This window comes from Actinomyces urogenitalis, from assembly GCF_002861525.1.
GTDB lineage: Bacteria > Actinomycetota > Actinomycetes > Actinomycetales > Actinomycetaceae > Actinomyces > Actinomyces urogenitalis.
Window position 1 is genome coordinate 316,024 of the sequence record NZ_PKHA01000002.1, and the last position, 17,877, is coordinate 333,900.

Annotated in this window: 16 protein-coding genes; 8 read left to right on the plus strand and 8 right to left on the minus strand. The window is 66.3% G+C overall.

The features are described from left to right. Nucleotides 1–3: 3 nt before the first annotated feature. Entirely contained in the window at nucleotides 4–729 is a 726-nt protein-coding gene (locus CYJ26_RS04070; RefSeq protein WP_101637986.1) for an aminoacyl-tRNA hydrolase, read from the minus strand. Between the two features lie 404 nt (nucleotides 730–1,133). Between CYJ26_RS04070 and CYJ26_RS04075 the strand changes: the two genes are divergently transcribed. Beyond that, nucleotides 1,134–2,267: a M48 family metallopeptidase gene (locus CYJ26_RS04075; RefSeq protein ID WP_048684167.1), complete on the plus strand. Its 1,134-nt coding sequence runs from the start codon at nucleotides 1,134–1,136 to the stop codon at nucleotides 2,265–2,267. An 87-nt stretch (nucleotides 2,268–2,354) separates the two neighbouring features. Here the strand turns inward: CYJ26_RS04075 and CYJ26_RS04080 are convergent, their stop codons facing one another. Next, nucleotides 2,355–3,428 carry an LLM class flavin-dependent oxidoreductase gene (locus CYJ26_RS04080; RefSeq protein ID WP_006548919.1) on the minus strand — a complete coding sequence of 358 codons (1,074 nt, stop codon included), beginning with the start codon at nucleotides 3,426–3,428 and terminating at the stop codon, nucleotides 2,355–2,357. 252 nt (nucleotides 3,429–3,680) lie between these two features. Between CYJ26_RS04080 and CYJ26_RS04085 the strand changes: the two genes are divergently transcribed. Continuing rightward, complete coding sequence (locus tag CYJ26_RS04085; protein ID WP_101637987.1) at nucleotides 3,681–5,330, plus strand: bacterial Ig-like domain-containing protein; 1,650 nt, start codon at nucleotides 3,681–3,683, stop codon at nucleotides 5,328–5,330. Between the two features lie 100 nt (nucleotides 5,331–5,430). Next, complete coding sequence (locus CYJ26_RS04090) at nucleotides 5,431–6,342, plus strand: alpha/beta fold hydrolase (protein WP_024036017.1); 912 nt, start codon at nucleotides 5,431–5,433, stop codon at nucleotides 6,340–6,342. Here CYJ26_RS04090 and CYJ26_RS10565 read toward each other — a convergent pair. The 5 genes from CYJ26_RS10565 to CYJ26_RS04120 all read right to left on the minus strand — a co-directional run bounded on the left by CYJ26_RS10565 (nucleotide 6,317) and on the right by CYJ26_RS04120 (nucleotide 11,980). Next, nucleotides 6,317–7,297: a DUF3152 domain-containing protein gene (locus CYJ26_RS10565; RefSeq protein ID WP_034236840.1), complete on the minus strand. Its 981-nt coding sequence runs from the start codon at nucleotides 7,295–7,297 to the stop codon at nucleotides 6,317–6,319. The two genes, CYJ26_RS04090 and CYJ26_RS10565, sit on opposite strands and share 26 nt — an antisense overlap. A gap of 51 nt (nucleotides 7,298–7,348) precedes the next feature. Beyond that, nucleotides 7,349–8,233 (minus strand): patatin-like phospholipase family protein, encoded by an 885-nt coding sequence (locus CYJ26_RS04105; RefSeq protein ID WP_006548915.1) that lies wholly within the window; start codon nucleotides 8,231–8,233, stop codon nucleotides 7,349–7,351. Between the two features lie 117 nt (nucleotides 8,234–8,350). Beyond that, nucleotides 8,351–9,322, minus strand: coding sequence for a diaminopimelate dehydrogenase (locus tag CYJ26_RS04110; RefSeq protein WP_034236765.1), 972 nt, complete (start codon nucleotides 9,320–9,322; stop codon nucleotides 8,351–8,353). A 763-nt stretch (nucleotides 9,323–10,085) separates the two neighbouring features. After that, the gene (locus CYJ26_RS04115; RefSeq protein WP_180950841.1) at nucleotides 10,086–11,216 is read right to left on the minus strand and encodes a sensor histidine kinase; all 1,131 of its coding nucleotides are present in this window, start codon (nucleotides 11,214–11,216) and stop codon (nucleotides 10,086–10,088) included. Nucleotides 11,217–11,320: 104 nt separating this feature from the next. Then, nucleotides 11,321–11,980, minus strand: a complete 660-nt coding sequence (locus tag CYJ26_RS04120; RefSeq protein ID WP_006548911.1) for a response regulator transcription factor — start codon at nucleotides 11,978–11,980, stop codon at nucleotides 11,321–11,323. A 183-nt stretch (nucleotides 11,981–12,163) separates the two neighbouring features. On the opposite strand from CYJ26_RS04120, the gene CYJ26_RS04125 reads away from it, so the two are divergent. Genes CYJ26_RS04125 through CYJ26_RS04140 form a run of 4 tightly spaced genes read left to right on the plus strand, consistent with a single transcriptional unit; the run spans nucleotide 12,164 to nucleotide 15,703 of the window. Next, on the plus strand, nucleotides 12,164–12,676 hold the full coding sequence (locus tag CYJ26_RS04125; RefSeq protein WP_006548910.1) for a hypothetical protein: 513 nt from the start codon (nucleotides 12,164–12,166) through the stop codon (nucleotides 12,674–12,676). Between the two features lie 11 nt (nucleotides 12,677–12,687). Beyond that, on the plus strand, nucleotides 12,688–13,809 hold the full coding sequence (locus CYJ26_RS04130; protein WP_006548909.1) for an efflux RND transporter periplasmic adaptor subunit: 1,122 nt from the start codon (nucleotides 12,688–12,690) through the stop codon (nucleotides 13,807–13,809). Continuing rightward, complete coding sequence (locus CYJ26_RS04135; RefSeq protein ID WP_006548908.1) at nucleotides 13,806–14,504, plus strand: ABC transporter ATP-binding protein; 699 nt, start codon at nucleotides 13,806–13,808, stop codon at nucleotides 14,502–14,504. The genes CYJ26_RS04130 and CYJ26_RS04135 overlap by 4 nt, the downstream gene beginning before the upstream one ends. Then, nucleotides 14,504–15,703 (plus strand): ABC transporter permease, encoded by a 1,200-nt coding sequence (locus CYJ26_RS04140; protein ID WP_006548907.1) that lies wholly within the window; start codon nucleotides 14,504–14,506, stop codon nucleotides 15,701–15,703. The genes CYJ26_RS04135 and CYJ26_RS04140 overlap by 1 nt, the downstream gene beginning before the upstream one ends. A 349-nt stretch (nucleotides 15,704–16,052) precedes the next feature. Here the strand turns inward: CYJ26_RS04140 and CYJ26_RS10990 are convergent, their stop codons facing one another. Continuing rightward, on the minus strand, nucleotides 16,053–16,586 hold the full coding sequence (locus tag CYJ26_RS10990; protein WP_145990761.1) for a hypothetical protein: 534 nt from the start codon (nucleotides 16,584–16,586) through the stop codon (nucleotides 16,053–16,055). A gap of 102 nt (nucleotides 16,587–16,688) precedes the next feature. Between CYJ26_RS10990 and CYJ26_RS04145 the strand changes: the two genes are divergently transcribed. Continuing rightward, on the plus strand, nucleotides 16,689–17,877 hold a 1,189-nt coding region (locus CYJ26_RS04145), incomplete at its 3' end, for an ISL3 family transposase (protein WP_101637991.1).

The window sequence follows — 17,877 nt, forward strand, 5'->3', positions numbered from 1 at the left end:
CGCTCACCACCAGGCGCGCGTCGTCTCCGTCGGACCGTCAAGCTCCGTCAGGCCCGCGTCCACGATGTTGACCGGGCGAGACGCCCCCTCCCAGACCGATCGGGAAGGAAAGTCGACGCGCACACGGAAGCCGTCCTGCGCCCACGCCTGACGCAGGCGAGCAGGCATCTCGGGGCTGAGCCAGGCCAGCTGGGCAGCGTGAGCGACCTGGGCGCACAGCTTGCCGCTCGTCATCTCCTCCAGGGGCGTGACCTCAACCGTGACCAGCGCGTCCTGACTGGAGGAGCCAGGACCGAGCGTGATGACGTCCTCGATCCGCACCTGCGCTTCGCGCTGCAGGGCCGCCGTCACGGCCGCAGGCGCCGCGGGCAGCTCGTCGCCGTGCGGGAAGTGGGTGCCCTCAACCTGGGTCTTGGCCAGCGCCGTCGGCAGGGGACGTACCGGCGCCGGGACGAAGGCACGCGCACAGGCCTGCCCCCAGCCACGCGGACCGTCCTGTCTCACGGTGACGCCTGGCAGGCCCTGGACCTCGTCCCAGCGCGCCCCGCGAGCGCGCCGCACCAGCTTGCGAATGCGCCCGTCCTGCCAGTAGGTCACGGCCTCGTGCCACGGCCCGCCCTCCGAGGCCTCAGGGGAGGCCAGGAGGGCGACGACGGCGCGGGCGGTGGCCTCGGCGACGTCGACACGCCGGGGTGGGTGAACCTTGTCGTAGCGCACCGCGATCTGCATACCCCACGGCACGCTGGGATCAGCCGGAGCGTCGCCCTGCGCCACGAGGGGAGACAGGGGCGCAGGACAGGAAGGTAAGGATCCACGGGCACGCACGACCCGACCGTACCGCGGAGCAGACCTCATACCCGACTCACAAGAAGCGTCGCTAACGTGGTGCTATGACCGATGGACCTTTCCAGCCACCGTCGCCCGTTCCAGGCCCGCAGCCGAGCGAGCCGCCCATCCAGGGCACGCCGGCACCCGCCCCCGCTGACCCCTATGCTCGCCCGGCCGGCCCCGATGCCCGGTCGGCGGCCGCCTATGCGCCGCCAGCCCACCACCAGGCCCCGCCCCCTGGCGGTCAGCCCTCCGGTGGCCAGCCCCTCGGAGCCCAGCCACCACAGCCACCACAGCCGCCGTCGATGCTCAACGGCGCCACCGTCCACGGACTGGGCGGCGTGCCGGGCCTGCGCCACCCTGCGGAGATGCCGCTGGTGTGGGTCAGCGCGGTCGTCACGGTGCTCGGCTACCTGCTGTGGATCGTGACCCTGGTGTGGATGGCGCTGACCGGTGACGCCGTGGAGGAGGGCACCGCCGGCGAGATCACCACCGAGCTGCACAACCTGCTCACTGACGGCGGGCTCATCTCCCAGGTCCTCCTGATCCTGCCCGTCATGCCGATCGCCATCTGGATCATGCGTGCTCTTATGTACGCCCAGCTTCGCGGCCAGGGCGTGCAGATGAGCCCCACCCAGTTCCCCGAGGGCTACCGCATGGTGGTTGAGGCAGCCAAGGCCTTTGGCATGCGGCGCGTGCCCGACGCCTACGTACTGCTCGGGAACGGTCAGATCAACGCCTTTGCGGCCGGACACGGCTTCCGTCGCTTCGTGGTGGTCTACTCCGACCTGTTCGAGGTCGGCGGCGCCGCCCGCGACCCGCAGGCACTGCGCTTCGTCATCTCCCACGAGGTCGGCCACCTGGCGGCCGGGCACGTGGGCTACGTCCGTCTCCTGTTCACTCAGCTTGCCGCTCAGATCCCGCTGCTGGGCCCCGCGCTCTCGCGCGCCCAGGAGTACACGGCGGACAACCACGGCTACGCCTTGGCGCCTCAGGGCGTGCCCGGGGTCATGGGACTGCTCGCCGCGGGCAAGTACCTGGGCTCGCAGGTCAACCTTCACGCCCTGGCGGACCGCGCCACCCGAGAGAAGGGATTCTGGCTGCACCTGAGCGTGTGGATGGCCTCCCATCCGGTGACGACCTGGCGCGCGCACGCGCTGCGTGACCGGAGACGGCCCGGTCGCGTCATGTTCCGACCCCAGGAGACCACGGCGTGGTTCCCGCCCGTGCAGCCAGCCGGCTCCCTGCCCTCCGGGGTGTGGCCGACCCCTGCCCAGGTCCTGGCAGTCCTGGACGCCACGCAGCCCCAGGGCACGAGCGAGGAGCAGTTCGGGCGCTACCCGGGCGTGCACTATGACGTCCCGCGTGACGTGCTGCGCCTGGCCGACCCGAGGCCACGTCCCAGGGACGTCTCTGAGCACCAGGCACCGCCCCAGTAGCCTCCGACCCGCGACACCTCCAGCCCGCCTCCTGGCTCGCGCCCTCGGCGTCCGCCGCGAGGCGGGCTGGAGTCTGCCGTCTGCCCCTCAGTCCAGCGCGTACCCCGTAGCCGGGCCGGACGTGTTGGGCTGCCAGCCCAGCGCCGGCGCCACATGCTCGGCAAAGGCCTGAAGGACGTGCAGGTTGTCGTCCACGCCCAGCTGGCTGGGAATGGTGAGCATGAGGGTGTCCGCCTCCTGGACGGCAACATCGGCCGCCAGCTGCTCTACCAGCACGTCCGGCTCAGCGGCATAGGTCTTGCCAAAGGTCGAGCGAAGACCGTCGATCATGCCGATCTGGTCCTGCGAGCCTTCGCCACGCAGACCGAAGAGCTGACGATCCAGATCGGAGACGATCGGGAAGATCGAGCGCGAGACGCTCACGCGTGGGGTCCAGCCATGCCCAGCCGCCCGCCACGCGTCCTTGTACCACCTGATCTGCTCCAGCTGAAGATCCGCGAAGGCCGCACCGGTGGCCTCGGTCAACAGGGTCGAGCTCATGAGATTCAGTCCCTGCCGCGCCGTCCACTCGGCAGTCTCACGCGATCCGGCTCCCCACCACAGTCTGCGCTGCAGGCCGGGAGAGTGCGGCTCGATACGTAGGCCAGGAGTGGTCAGCGGCTCACCCTCCATGAGCATGCCGCCCTTGTCCAGCTTGGCCTGGGGCACGCCGTTGACGGCCGCCAGAAGCCGCTCAGTGTGCGCGTAGGCGATATCGGCGCCACGAGGGTCGGTGGAGCCGGTGCAGCCGAAGGACTCCCAGCCGCGCAGCGCCTGCTCCGGGGACCCGCGCGAGATCCCGATGGCAATGCGTTGGTCAAGCAGGAGATCCAGGGCGCCGAGCTCCTCCGCCAGGTAAAGCGGGTTCTCGTAGCGCATGTCGATCACACCGGTGCCCACCTCGATCCGCTTGGTCCTCGCGCCGGCCGCCGCGAGGACGGGGACGGGCGCCGCCGCCTGGCGGGCATAGTGGTGGACTCGCCAGTAGGCGCCGTTGACGCCGATCTCGTCAGCTCCGACGGCGATCTCGACGGCGTCCTGGAGGGCCTGAGCAGCGCTGAGGTCACCAGGGCCTCGCCCGTGTCCGTAGTGGCCAAAGCTAAGGAATCCAAACGACTTCATGTAATCTTCAACTATATAGGTTGTCACCCTATTCCCCTCACTCCCACCCTTCAGCGTGACTCCACTCATGGCCCGGGCTATGGCATGACAGTCACTGCGAGGCTCTCCCTCCCGCGCGTCACCGCCACGCGGTATAACCTCTATGCCCCCTCACGCGGCAGACCAGCCCCGCAAGACCCACCCCCCTGAACCGCGGGCCGCGTCCCTGGCCCGATACGCCGAGGCGGGCTGTACCTCCCTGAAAGGACCGCCATGAGTATCCGCACCTGGCGGCGGCCGAAGCCTGACGCCCTCCGACGCCGTCACTACCGCCCCTTGCTCGCTCTCGCCCTGGCCGCCGGACTCGTCCTGCCCACCGGGCTCGCAGCCCCACTGGCCAGCGCCCAGACCCCCGCCACCGCAGCGGTCTACAACGGGACAAGTCCACACACCGCCGCGCCGGACTACCTCGGGATCACCCGCGCCCTGCGCTTCCAGGTCACGAACCGATCCGGCGACGTCGAGGAGACCAACAATGCCTCGGGCGAGCAGTGGTCGGCGCACGGCATGGACAACGCCGCGCTCATCGACGTCGACCAGATGGCCTCCCCCTCCGCTCTCAGCGCCGCCCTGACGCTGACCAACACGACTGACTCCGCCGTCACGCCGAGCGCCAGCTACCTCCTGCCAGAAGGACGTCGCACAAGTCAGGACGCCAGCGCCCCGCGCCTGGCCGTCTCAGGACCAGCACGTCTGGACGGCGCGGCCAACCTGACCCTCAGCTACGACAACGACCAGGCTCCCAAGCTCCTTCGGCTCACCGGCACCCTAGGGGCCGGCAGCTCCGCGACGGTGACCGTACCCCTGACGCTGACCAACCTGGACACCTTGGACATGTCCCTCGGCGGGTTCTCCGGCACCTACGCCTCGATCCAGGAGAACGACATCACCGTCAGCTCCCAGCGACAGACACGGCTGGCGACCGCCTGGGTGCGATTCGTCACCTGCGTCAAGGCCTCCAACGGCCAGGACTACCTCGCAGGCACCCAGCCCTACCTGGGCACGGTCCTAGATAAGAAGACCAGGACCTACACCACCGTTCCTGCCCAGGTGCAGGCTCTCATGCCAGCGATGTCTGCCTCAGACTTCGTCACCGAGATGGTCAATCGCGGCGACTCCTCAGCGAACTACCAAGGAGTCGTCTCCAACTTCATGAGCTCGGCCGCCCAGGACACCACCCTGTACAGCGGCAGCCTGTACTACCTCGACCTCACCCGCATCAAGGCGGCGTTAGCCGGCTCGGGATGGTCGGTCAACAACCTCACCCACGCCGGCTACCACAACGACACGGACCAGGTCTCCGACGTCTACGCCTACCAGACCTGGGGCCGCGCCGTCATCACTGATTCTGACGGCCAGGCCAGCCAGGTCTCAACTGACCGCCAGTACGTTGAGCTCTACCAGGACATCGAGGCTCACGACCTGAGCCTGTGGGTCGGGGACAGCTACTCCCCGCAGGACACCCTGACCTGGATCCGCACCTACGACGGCCAGGGACTTGCGCTGGACGACCCCCGGGTCTCCTACGACGCCTCGGCAGTCGACACCTCCGCCGCTGGGGTCTACCCGGTGACTTACACCTACCAGCCTCGCCCGGGCGGGGAGACGGTCACCCGCACCATCCACGTCACCGTGCGAGACCGTGCACCCGGGCCCACCCCGACGGCGTCCTCGGCACCGAGCACAGCCTCGCCCCCGCCTAACGCATCAGGCTCCGCGCCCACGCCGTCGTCCGCTCCGAAGGCCCAGGCCCGCAGCCTGGCCCGCACCGGTACCAGCACCACCGCACCGGCAGTCGTCGCAGCCGCCGCTGTCGTGGCCGGCGCCCTCGGCACGAGCCTGGCGCGCCATCGGCGCCTCTGACGCCGTCACCGTGGGTCCAGGAGCCGGATCCTGATCCGGTCAGACAGAGCAGGGGGTGGTGCGAGAATCTCTCACACCACCCCCTGCTCCAGGACCAGCCATGCCCCGCCACCACACGCCCTCCCACAGTCTCGCCTCCCAGGACTCGCAAGCCACCCGTCGCATCCAGGAGCGAGTCGGCCGCAACTACCTGGACTTTGACGAGCCACCTGCCCCCGACGCCCACGTCCTGGTCCGCGCCGTCGGTGACCGTCGCGTGCGCGCCTGGGACGTGGCGCAGCTCGACGGCGAGGGCGGCCCGGTCTTCGTCCTCCTGCACGGCCTGGGAGCCGGTGCGCTGCTCTTCCAGGAGGTCATCGAGGAGCTGCGGCGCTACGGACGCGTGCTCGTCGTCGACCTCCCCGGCTTCTCCAACCTGCCGCGCCCCCGCAGACCCATGACGATGGAGGACTTCGCCGCCAGCGTCGAGGCCCTGGTCGAGCGGATCGACCTGTCCGAGGAGCTCGACGTGGACAACCCCGTCCTCATCGGGCACTCGATGGGAACCCAGGTCGCCCTGGAGCTAGCGCGCCGCGCGCCGCGCCTGGCTGGTCGGCTTGTGCTCATCGCACCGGTCATGGGCCCTGGCACGCAGCGACTGGACCACGCCGCGCTGGCCTTCGCTCGCTCCAGCCTCCACGAGCGCCCGGCTGGGGCCCTCGTCTCCATCTCCGGCTTCCTACACGCCGGCCTGGTCTGGCCCGCCCGGACCCTGCCCTTCGTGCTGCGTTATCCCTTTGCCGAGCGCGTCAGCGCCATCGGCGGGCACCTGGAGATCGTGCGAGGCACCCACGACCTGCTCTGCCCGCAGGCCTGGGCCGAGGAGCTGCTCGAGCGCAGCGGCGCCACCGGCTCGGTACGGGTGGCCGAAGGCGCCTCGCACCAGGTCATCCTTGACCACGCTCACACCGTCGTCGAGGCTGCGCTGTCCGCAGCCGGGAGCGTGCCTAACCGGGCTGACCGTCCTGAGTAGGCCAGGCGTTGGCCAGGCAGCGATCCAGGCCACCGCTCTGCTGCATCATGGTCGGCGCCTTGAGCCCCTCCCCCGGGCAGCGCTGGTGCCCGCGCCCCAGCCAGTGGCCCACCTCGTGGTTGACCAGGTAGGAACGGTAGGTCTCGGCGTCGGGGAACCAGGGCACGAGGTAGTTCCAGCGATCGGCGTTGAGGTTGACGGTCGCTGCCTGGCGGCAGCTCCACCGCCCTTCGGTGCTCAATGGGGCGCACAGCTGGTCCGTCGTGGCGGGGGTGGCGATGTTGAGAGTGAAGTCGGCCTCGGCCGGGTCCTGGACCTGCTCGAAGCTGACGTCGTCGACGCTCGCCCAGCCCCGGTCGTCATTGAGCACAGCGTTGACAAAGGGGGCGATCGCGTCGGCGTCGATCCCCGTCCCGCCTTCCACCTGCAACAGGTAGCGGTGGGTTCCCGAGCGCAGCGTACTAGGAGTCTCAAGCGCCGCTGCCACGCGCCAGGTGCCGTCACCGGCGGTGTCCGAGTGAGCGATCCCCATCTCGTCGATGCGGGCCACCGGTGGCGCCGAGAGGCCTGGGGAGTCCGCGGCCTCCTGTTCCTCGCCCTCAGAGTCTCCGGTCAGAGCCAGCGGCGCCTGGGCGGCGGGGGAGGCCGTTGTGCTCGGCGTGGCCTGCGCCGTCGCCGCCAGTCCGAGCGCCGCCTGCGCCTCGTGAGGCGCCAGAACCGGGCGCAGCAGGACCAGTACGGCAGACACCGCCACCACCACGAGGAGGGCACCCAGCCACACGGCCCGAGGGCCGCCCGGAGCCGCGGCCAGGCGCAACAAGCGGGAGGGGGTGTGCACGCAGGCGTGGCCGGGAGACAGGGGCCGGTGAGAGGGACCCGGCCGACGGCGCGGTGCCACTGGCCTGGCTGACGAAGCCACGCGACGCTGGTGGCGGCGGGGCGGGCGGGTCCTCATGCGGCCATTGTGCGGGGCGGGGCGGCGCCCTGGAAAGGACATCTCAGTGCCTCACAGGCCAGCAGTGTCGAAGGCCTCACGCGCCAGGTCACGCCCGACCTCGATGACGCGATCGGCCTCCTGGAAGTCGGTGACCCGGCAGGTCTCGATCGGCACCGAGATCATGACGTCAGGGCGACTCATGGCCGAGCGCCCCAGCTCGATCTGTCCCTGCATGACGTCCAGGGTGGTGGAGAGCATGTCCGCCAACGTCACCGAGGGCGTGGCCGGCTTGCTCTCAGTGGCGACGCGTCCTGGGATGAGCTGACGCAGGCTCTCAGGCAGGCGGTCAATCCAGCGCTCCAGCTCGGTAGCGGCAGCCTCACGGTCCGGGGAGCTGGGATCCAGGCCCAGACGCCTGCCAAACAGAGAGACACCGACGATCAGCTCGGCTTCCTGGCTGAGCGAGGGCTCGATCGGCAAGGGATTGAGCACTCCACCATCCACCAGCAGCCGGCCGCCCAGGCGCACCGGCGTGAAGACGGTCGGGATCGAGATCGAGGCGCGGATGGCCGGGACGAGCAGGCCCTCGTGGAACCACACCTCACGCCGACGCTCGATATCCGTAGCCACGGCCGTGTAGGGAATCGGCAGGTCCTCGATGCGCTGGTCCCCGACCAGGTCCTCCAGGAGCCCGACGATCTTCGTTGCCCGTAGCAGGCCGGGTTGGGTCAAGGTGAGGTCGGCGAAGCGCAGGACCTCGGTGCGAGACATCCCGCGGACGGTCTGCGTGAAGCGATCCATGGCACCGGCGGCGTACAGGCCACCGACCAGGGCACCCATCGAGGCGCCTGAAACAGCAACGACCTCGTGCCCGCGAGCCGTGAGCTCCTCGATGACGCCGATGTGCGCGTAGCCGCGGGCACCGCCAGAACCGAGGACAAGTGCGATCTTCATGACCCTCCTCCCCCGTCCAGTATCACCCGGCTGGGTCACCAGGGCCAGCCTGGGCGCCGCCGGCTGTCGCCCGGCATCCAGTCCCCCGCTGGGCGCCCGGCGCCCAGCCCCCGGGCTTTACAGGTAGTGGGCGCGCAGGTCCTCAGCGCTACGGGCGGACAGGTCGGCGAGCGTGAGGTCAAAGACCGTGCGGGCCCCACGCTCCCCACGTCCGGCCATGGCGACGACGGCGCGCGCCACCGCCACCAGGACACTTCCGGTGAACTCGGGGTTCGAGCCCAGGGCGAGGTCGAAGCCGATCGTGGCAGCCACGCCGTCGGAGGTCTCGCCACGGCGGATGACCTGGCCCCCGTGCGGGATGCCTGCGTGACGGGAGGCCAGCTCCTCGGCGCTGACGAAGGTGACGGTGGTGTCATAGTCGGCGAAGTAGTGGGGCATGGCCTTGATCTCGGCCTCGATGCGGGAGCGGTCCGCGCCCGGCTCCGCCACGACGTAGCAGTCGCGGGTATGCATGGTGCGGGCAGTCAGCTCAACCGGCTCGCCCGCCTTGACCGCCTCGACGGTGGCCGGGACAGGACGGGTGTACTGCTTGGCGTCCGCCACGCCGTCGATGCGGCGCAGGGCGTCAGAGTGACCCTGGGAGACGCCAGGGCCCCAGAAGGTCGTGGAGGCGCCGTCGGGCAGGACGGCCTCGCCGAGCACGCGGAGCATGGAGAACAGACCCGGGTCCCACCCAGCCGAGATGACGGCAAGGTGCCCTGCCTCGCGGGCGGCGGCGTCGACGGCGGCGAAGTGCTCGGGGATGCGAGCGTGGGTGTCAAAGGAGTCGACGACGTCGAAGTAGACGGTAGCGGCCGGGGTCTGGGCGCTCAGGTCCGTGGCCGAGCCGCCACAGTTGAGGCACACATCCACCTTGTCCGCCCAGTTCGGCATGTCGTCGAGGTGGGCGACCGGGGCACCGGCTGTGGTGAGAGTGGCCGGATCACGGCGCGTGAAGATGACGACGAGATCCATGTCCTCGTTCTTGGCGATGGCACGCTCGACCCCGCGGCCGAGGTTGCCGTATCCGTTGATGGCGACGCGGATCATGTCTTCTCCTGGTGTCTGGGAGCCGGTGCACCGTCCACCCTACGGAAGGCTGGTGTTGCCGGCAGGTGACGGTCCAGAAGGTGGCAAGCGGCGCCGGAGCCCTGTGCCAGCCTCCGCGGCTCCGCCCTCGGCTTCCGCAACCTCACCCACTACATCGCTCGGTCGCTGCTCGAAGCCGGAGGGTTTAGACCCGCGCTACACCCTCGTTCGTGAAGAGCCCAAAAACCTACCCTCTACCAACACATCCTGTCCGACCTCGCAGTTGAGACCAACCAACTCAAAACCCCAGTTTCGCCCACCACACCAACCAAAACCCGGAATAAAAACAACACCAAATGTCCTATAGCCCGCACACCACCCTCGTGTTGTATTCGAGGTCAACGCGGCGCAGCTGGTGTGCTGATCGGTGAACTTGCTTGAAGGGCTGCGGTTCGGGAGTGTGAATGTGAGGGAGGGTGTTGCTGGTTGGATGACGTGTGTGAAGGTGTCCACTGTTGCGCCACACCCTGACCGAAGGATGGGCCTTCACGAAGCCCTATCCCTCACAAGCAGACCACCTCGCGGCCCTGCCCGACTGGATCTACTTCCACAAACACCACAGGCCCCACACCTCGATCGGGAAGCAACCACTAATCACGAAACTGAACAAGCTCCCCGAATATCACACCTAGCCGCACTCACGCAGAGCTCGCCTTCCTCGCGCCAGGGTAGGCATACGGGCGAGGTCGGCTCCGCCCACCTCGCCGCATACCCGCCCTGCGCGTCAGATTGGAGCGGGGCCGCCTTCGTCAGATTGGGGCAAGTCCGAAGTCGCCGCCGACATGTCGAAGAATACGAGCATTCCACCCTCTACGCGGGGGGTCAGAGTCAGCGCCGCATGATGCGCGTCGGCGATCGTCTGTGTGATGGCCAGTCCCAGCCCATGCCCGTTGTCGCGCGTCGATGAACGCCCGCTCGCTTTGACGAACGGTTCGACGAGTTCGCTCACGCGCGCAGGATCTACGCGAGGGCCGTCATTGCTGACCGACACCCGTGCGGTGTCACCGTGGTGGCCGTGGGAACGAACCTTAATGTCGATCATCCCCCCGTCGACATTATGAACGATCGCATTTCGGACGAGGTTCGACAATGCCTGCCGCAACAGCACATGGTCACCTTCGACAATTGTCGACGTCAGCTGTGTGCTGACTCTCAAGTTTTTCGCAGCCATCTGCTGCTTCAGGGGAGACAGAGACTCGCGCATGATGTCCGCGAGATCCACAAGTTCACGATTGAGCGTCCCCATCTGTGCGTCTGACAGATCGAGCAGCGCATCAAGGGTCTCGGCGTTCGCCGAATTGACCTGCCGGATCTTGCCGAGAACGTCTCGGAAATCATCAGCGGTCACTTGAGGGTCGCTCAAAGTGACGTCAACGAGGGTTTGAATCGTCGCCAGCGGGGTGCGCAGTTCATGCGACGCATTGGCCGCAAATCGCCGATGCGTTCCAATGGACGCCTTGACGGATTCCTGCATCGCATCGAAGGCATCCGACAGGTCGCGAATCTCGTCGTGTGGGCCACCCAATGCGACCGGCTCGTCGAGGTTTCCCTGCGCGACGCGTCGTGCAGCATCCGCCACGGTCGCCACGGGAGTCAGGACGCGCCCGGCGACGAACCAGCTCACAGCCGCCGACACAAGCGCAAGAATGAGAAGGGCGACGAGCGAGGACGCGAGCAGGGCGTTGAGGAACTCGTTGAAGAGAGTGAGTTGCAGGCTGATGTCGAGGGCTCCTCCGTCGCTCGGCGAGCCCAACGACAGCTGCAATGGAACGAATCTCATGTACGCGTAGACGACCGCGATAAGGCATCCGCCCGACAGAGTCACCAGTCCCGTATAGGTGAGAGTCAGTGACATGCGCAGAGGGAGCCTTCGACGGTGCCGCACGCCGTCACGCAAGCGCGTTTCATGATGTCCCATCAGCTTCCTTCTCACTCGCTAAGGGCGAATCGACATTCTGCTCATCGTCCGAAGCGATATCCGCGTCCGGGAACGGTTTGAATGACCCAGGGCTCGCCCAAGCGGCGCCTCAGGTGCGAGATCGTCACGCGGATCGCATTCGTCAGCGGGTTGGCGTTCTCGTCCCAAGCCTTCTCCAAAAGGGTTTCTCCACTCAGCACTCCCCCGTCAGCCTCCATAAGTACTGCGAGCACGGCGAATTCCTTCGGGCTCAAACGCACGAAGCGACCATCGCGCGTCACTTCGTGCCGGAACGGGTCCAAGCTCACCCCATACCCTTCGAGAACGGGTTGGCGCGCAGGGGCAATACGACGCTCAAGGGCACGAATTCGGGCGACGAGTTCTGGAAACTCGAAAGGTTTGACGAGGTAGTCGTCCGCCCCCATCTCCAGACCGCTCACCTTATCGTCGAGCGTTCGCGCAGCAGTGAGCATGAGCACACGTGTTCCCGGACACGTCAGGGTCAATTCCTTGCACACATCGTCTCCGTGTACGCCGGGAAGGTCACGGTCGAGGACAACGACGTCGTAGTCCGTCATCGAGATGCGGTCGAGAGCGTCCTCGCCATCGTAAACGACATCCACCGCCATCGATTCATGCCTGAGTCCCCGCGCAACAGCGTCGGCGAGGAACACCTCGTCCTCGACCACCAGAACCCTCATACTCCCCCTCTACGCGTCTCAGTCTCCGCGCCGTTGAACAACCACGCCTCTTCAGAGTATTCCCTCAGTGTTTCGAAAACATAAGCAAAAAGAGCAACACTCTCGCAACACCTCATCGTGTCAAATATCGCCGGTTGACCGGTACAGATTTCGCCTCACCGATCAACAAGGAATCAACGAGGCATGAACAACAAGGAGAATCCGTTGAAGGCTCGCAGCAAGCTCGCCACCTCTGCTTCCGCGCTCGTCCTGATGGTCGCATTGGCGGCCTGCTCGTCCGGCTCTCAGTCCTCGCAGCAGTCCTCCGGCTCATCCCCGTCCTCCTCTTCGTCATCGTCCTCAGCGAGCTCCGTCGAGGACTACACCCTGGCCTTCCGCCAGTGTCTGCGCGATTCCGGGATCGACATCCCCGATCCCAAGCCGGACCAGGACGATCAGATCCCCGCCGACATCGACCAGGCCGCTTTCGACAAGGCCCTTCAGAAGTGCACCGACAAGCTCGGTCCCGCTCCGGTAACCGATGCGGACGGTTCCGCCGGGGCAGACCTCACGGAGATCGGTATCAAGACGGCGGAGTGCCTGCGCAAGAAGGGCTTCGACGTTCCCGATCCGAAGGCTGGCGAAGGCATCGTCTTCAATAACGTTCCCAAGGAAGAGGTTGAGAAGTGCTTGTCGACGGTTGAGGACATCAAGTGAGGAATACCACTATGGCGCATGATCAGAAGAACTCCGCGACGTCCGTTGAGCCGCGTCGCTCGAAGAAAAAATGGGCTGTAGCCGCAACGATCGCCTTCCTCGTCCTCGCTGGCAGCGGCGCCGCAATAGGGACCCACTACTACGGGCAGACCCAGGCCGCCGACTCCGAGGCACAGAGCTTCACCGGTTCGACCGAGAAGATCGCCAAGGGCACCCTGTCGGGAGAGACCTCTTTGACCGCGACTCTTCGCTACTCGAATTCACACGGCGTCGCCTCCGGATTCGACGGCGTCGTCACGTCTTTGCCCAAGCCCGGTGACATCATCGGACAGGGGCAGGAACTCGCCGAAGTCGGCGACGAGCCTTCCTACCTCATGCACGGTTCAGTGCCGGCATGGCGCGAGCTGAACATCGACTCAACGAATGGCGAAGACATCCACCAGCTAGAGACCGCATTGAAGGAGCTGGGATTCTTCGAGGACGAACCGGATAATTGCTTCGACTGGGTGACCCGTAAGGCGGTCGTCGCTTGGCAGAAGGCGAACGGGCTCAGGCAGACCGGCACCATCCCTCTGGGGCGCATCGTCTTCGAGCCCCATGACCTGCGAGTCGGCCAGTTGAGTGTCCGTCCCGGTGACCGAACCTCAGTGGGCGCCGAACTGTACAAGGCAACGTCGACCACCCAGACCGTTGAGGCCGAAATCCCCCTCGCGAATCAGTCCCTGGCAACCATTGGTCGAGAGGTGAGCCTTCACCTGCCCGACGGGACGACAACGACTGGGAAGATCGCGACCGTCGGCACGCCCACGGATAAGAAATCCTCGGAGTCTTCCGACCAGAAGACCCGCATCATCCCGGTGACGATCACGCCCGATGATCCGGAAAAGACCAGCGCTTTCCAAGAGGCCTCGATCACCATCGGGCTGCCGTCCGAGTCGAAGGAGAACGTCCTGCACGTTCCGGTGAGTGCGCTCATCGCCCTGGACTCCAAGACCTTCGGCGTGGAGATCGTCAATCCAGATGGAACAACGAAGAAGGTCCCCGTGACGACCGGCCTGTTCGCCGCAGGACGCGTCGAGATCAGCGGCGAGGGCATCGCCGAGGGTGATTCCGTGGTGGTGCCGAAGCAGTGAGCGCCATTATCGAATTAGATCAGGTGAAACGCTTGTACGGCGACCCTCCCGTGGCTGCCTGTGCGGGTGTGGACCTGCGCGTCGAGTCCGGCGAGTTCGTCGCGATCGTCGGGCCCTCCGGGTCGGGCAAATCCACATTGCTCAACCTCATTGGGACTCTCGATCGTCCGTCCTCGGGAGTCGTCAGCATCAACGGTGTTGATGTCTCGACCCTGTCAGACGCGGAATTGTCGGCGCTGCGCGCACACTCGATCGGCTTCGTGTTCCAGCAGTTCCACCTCGCCGAGGGTTCTTCCGCCCTCGACAATGTGGCCGACGGAATGCTCTACCTCGGGGTTCCCCGATCGGTCCGCCGCCAAAAGGCGCGCGAGGCCTTGGAGCGCGTCGGTCTTGCGCACCGTCTCGATCACCGTCCCCACCAGATGTCGGGCGGCGAGCGCCAGCGCGTCGCAATCGCCCGCGCCGTCGTCTCGAACCCGCCTTTGCTCCTGGCAGATGAGCCGACGGGGAATCTTGATTCCCGCTCCGGTGAGTCCATCGTCGAGCTGCTCCACAGTCTGCACGCCGAGGGCACAAGCATCGTCGTCATCACGCACGACAATGATCTGGCAGCCCGCTTGCCGCGTCGCGTCATGATCCGCGACGGACGCATCGTGTCCGATTCGCAGAACGATTCGCTAGAGGAGAGCGCCTGATGTCACGATCCGACACTCGCCTTGCTTCGCACCTGCGCGGTTCCGATGTCGTGCGACTCGCCTCCACTGGAATTCGCGCGCGTCCGACTCGAGCGCTCCTGTCGGCGCTGGGAATCGCCATCGGCATCGCCGCGATGATCGCCGTCATCGGGATCTCTCTATCCTCACGTGCCCAACTCGCCAATCAACTCGATGCGCTGGGGACCAACATGCTGACGGCAACCGCAGGCTCCGACCTCGCCGGTAAGCAAACGAAGTTCTCCGAGGACGCCGTCGGGCGAACACTCCTCATTGACGGAGTCGAGGCGGCATCGTCAACGCAAAAGCTTCCCGCGAATGTCTACCGTTCGTCTCTTTCTAACAAGCAGGCGACCGGCGGCATTGAGGCGCTCGCCGCCGATGAACGCCTCCTCGACGTGGTCGCTGGCGAACTCGATAAAGGCACGTGGCTCAACAAGGCAACGGGTTCGTACCCGACGGCGGTCCTCGGTGCCACGGCCGCCGCGCGCCTCGGAGTGGTCTCCCCCGGATCGCAGATCTGGCTCGGTGACTCGCTCTACACCGTCATCGGCATTCTTAAGCCGGTGGTCCTCGCCCCCGAGCTCGACTCCTCGGCCCTCATCGGCCAGGACAATGCGCATTCCGCATTCGGTCAAGACATGCGTCCGACGACCATTTATGAGCGTTCCAGTGACGATGCGGTGGCTAAGGTCCGCGAACTCCTCGGACCGACGCTCAATCCGCAGGCGCCCACCGCCGTCGAGGTGTCGCGGCCCTCGGATGCGCTCGCCGCTAAGAATGCTGCGAATCAGGCGTTCACGACTCTACTCGCGGGAGTCGGATCCATCGCCCTGCTCGTCGGTGGAATTGGAGTCGCCAACACGATGATCATCTCCGTGCTCGAACGGCGCCGTGAGATCGGTTTGAGGCGAGCACTGGGCGCCAAACGCTCGCACATCCTCATTCAGTTCATCGCCGAAGCGCTGCTCCTCTCGTTCCTCGGCGGAGCACTCGGCTGCGTCATCGGAGTGAGCGTCACCGGCGGAATGTCGTTGGTGAACTCGTGGCCCTTCTCGCTACCCGCATGGGTGATCGGGGCCGGACTCGGCGTGACGGTCGTCATCGGCGCGATTGCTGGCTTGTATCCGGCTATCCGCGCGTCGAAGACCTCCCCGACCGCCGCGCTCAACGCGCAGTAGCCCATAGCGAGCGAATCCCCCTGTGCACACCGCTTTCAACGGTGTGCACAGGGGGATTCGGGGTTATAGGACAAAATGTGTTGCTCGGGGGTTAGTCCCACTCGTTTCGGTAGGGGCTTGTGTGGTGGAGATCGTGCCATGCGATAGCGTCCCCACCGGGGGGATGACACCGTTGGCAGGGTGGGCGTGTGAGGCGCGTTCCCATTGGGCTTCAACCTGAACGTCTGGCAGAGTCGCGCAGTTCTCGGGGGGACCCGGTTTCAGTGTTCCACGCTCGTTCCACGCGCTATACAAGTTTGCCCCGTGACTCCAACTTTCCGGGTTATAGGACAAATTGTGTTGCTGGGGGTTAGTCCCAGGTGTTGTTGTATGGGGTGGAGTGGTGTAGTTCGTTCCATGCGACGACGTCTCCCCATTTTGGGATGATCTCACTGGTTTGGTGTTTAAGGCTGGCTTGTTGCCAGGCGTTTTCTATGTCGGTGTCGGTAGGCATGGTTTTAAGGATTTGCGCGGCTGGTAGCGGGTTATCGGTGTGCATGTAGCACCACCAAAAGATTGCTTTGATACGCCGGGTTAGACGCATGCCGCGATGGTCGCGCAGCATTTGTCGAAGAGAGGAGTTTACTGCGCCCTCGATTTGGTTATTCATAGCCGGCATAGGCATTTGCCAGACGGGATCACAAAACGTGAACATCACGCCACGACTGATGAGCTTGTTAATACTGTTACGCACTCGAACTAAGCGCTCATGAGTGTAGACCCACCCTGTAGCAGTAAGAGTTTTCTCGGCTAAAAAATCACTCCAGTGCTGGTCCCAGGCCTGGTAGTCGGCCATCCAGGCCAGGGCTTGGCCGCTGTTTTTAACCCTTAACAGGCTCTTCACGAACGAGGGTGTAGTCGGTTGAGCGCGTCGGTGGCCGGGTAGGGGTCGAGGTCTCCCGGATGATGGAAGTTCTTCACGCTCGCCATCCCGAAAGACCTCGACGTGCTCCACCCTACTTTCGCGACCCCTGACCTGACCACGTTCTGCCGCCTCGACGAGCTCGGCCTCGTCGCCGTCGGCCAGCTGATCGAGCCGGATCGGGCCACGATCGAATGCCGCGTCGTCGAGGACGACCCGTGGTGTCGGAAGTGCGGTGTCGAGGGCGTGCCGCGGGACACGGTCACGCGTCGACTGGCGCACGAGCCGTTCGGGCACCGGCCGACGACCCTGCTGGTGCGGGTGCGCCGGTACCGGTGCGGACACTGCCGGCGCACGTGGCGGCAGGACATGACGCGGGCAGCGGCGCCGCGTGCGAAGATCTCCCGCGGCGGCCTGGAGTGGGCGCTGCGGGGCATCGTCATCGACCACCTCACCGTCACCCGCGTCGCCGCAGGTCTCGGGGTGTCCTGGAGTGCCGCGAACGCCGCCGTCCTCGCGGAAGGCAAGCGGCGCCTGATCGACGACCCCGCCCGGTTCGACGGGGTCACCACGATCGGTGTCGACGAGCACGTCTGGCGACACACGAGGCTGGGCGACAAGTACGTCACCGTGATCATCGACCTCACGCCCGCGAGGAACAAGACCGGGCCGGCGAGGCTGCTGGACATGGTCGAGGGCCGCTCCAAGGTGGTGTTCAAGCAGTGGCTCGCCGCCCGCCCTGCGGACTGGGCGAAGCGGATCGAGGTGGTCGCGATGGACGGCTTCGCCGGGTTCAAGACCGCTGCCGCCGAGGAACTCCCCGACGCCGTCCCCGTCATGGACCCGTTCCACGTGGTCCGCCTGGCCGGCGACGCGCTGGATGTCTGCCGGCGTCGGGTCCAGCAAGACACCACCGGGCACCGCGGGCTCAAGGGCGACCCGCTCTACAAAGCCCGCCGCACCCTGCACACCGGGGCGAGCCTGCTCACCGACCGGCAGCGGGCACGCCTGGACGCAGTGTTCGCGAGCGAGGAGCACGTCGAGGTCGAGGCGACCTGGGGCATCTACCAGCGCATCGTCGCGGCCTACCGGGAGCCCGACAAGAAGAAAGCGAAGGCGATGATGCAGGAGGTGATCGCTGCGATCAGCAGCGGCGTTCCCGCGGCGCTCGTCGAGGTCCGCAAGCTCGGCCGGACCATGAAGCAGCGGGCGGGCGACATCCTCGCATTCTTCGACCGCCCCGGCACCAGCAACGGCCCCACCGAGGCCATCA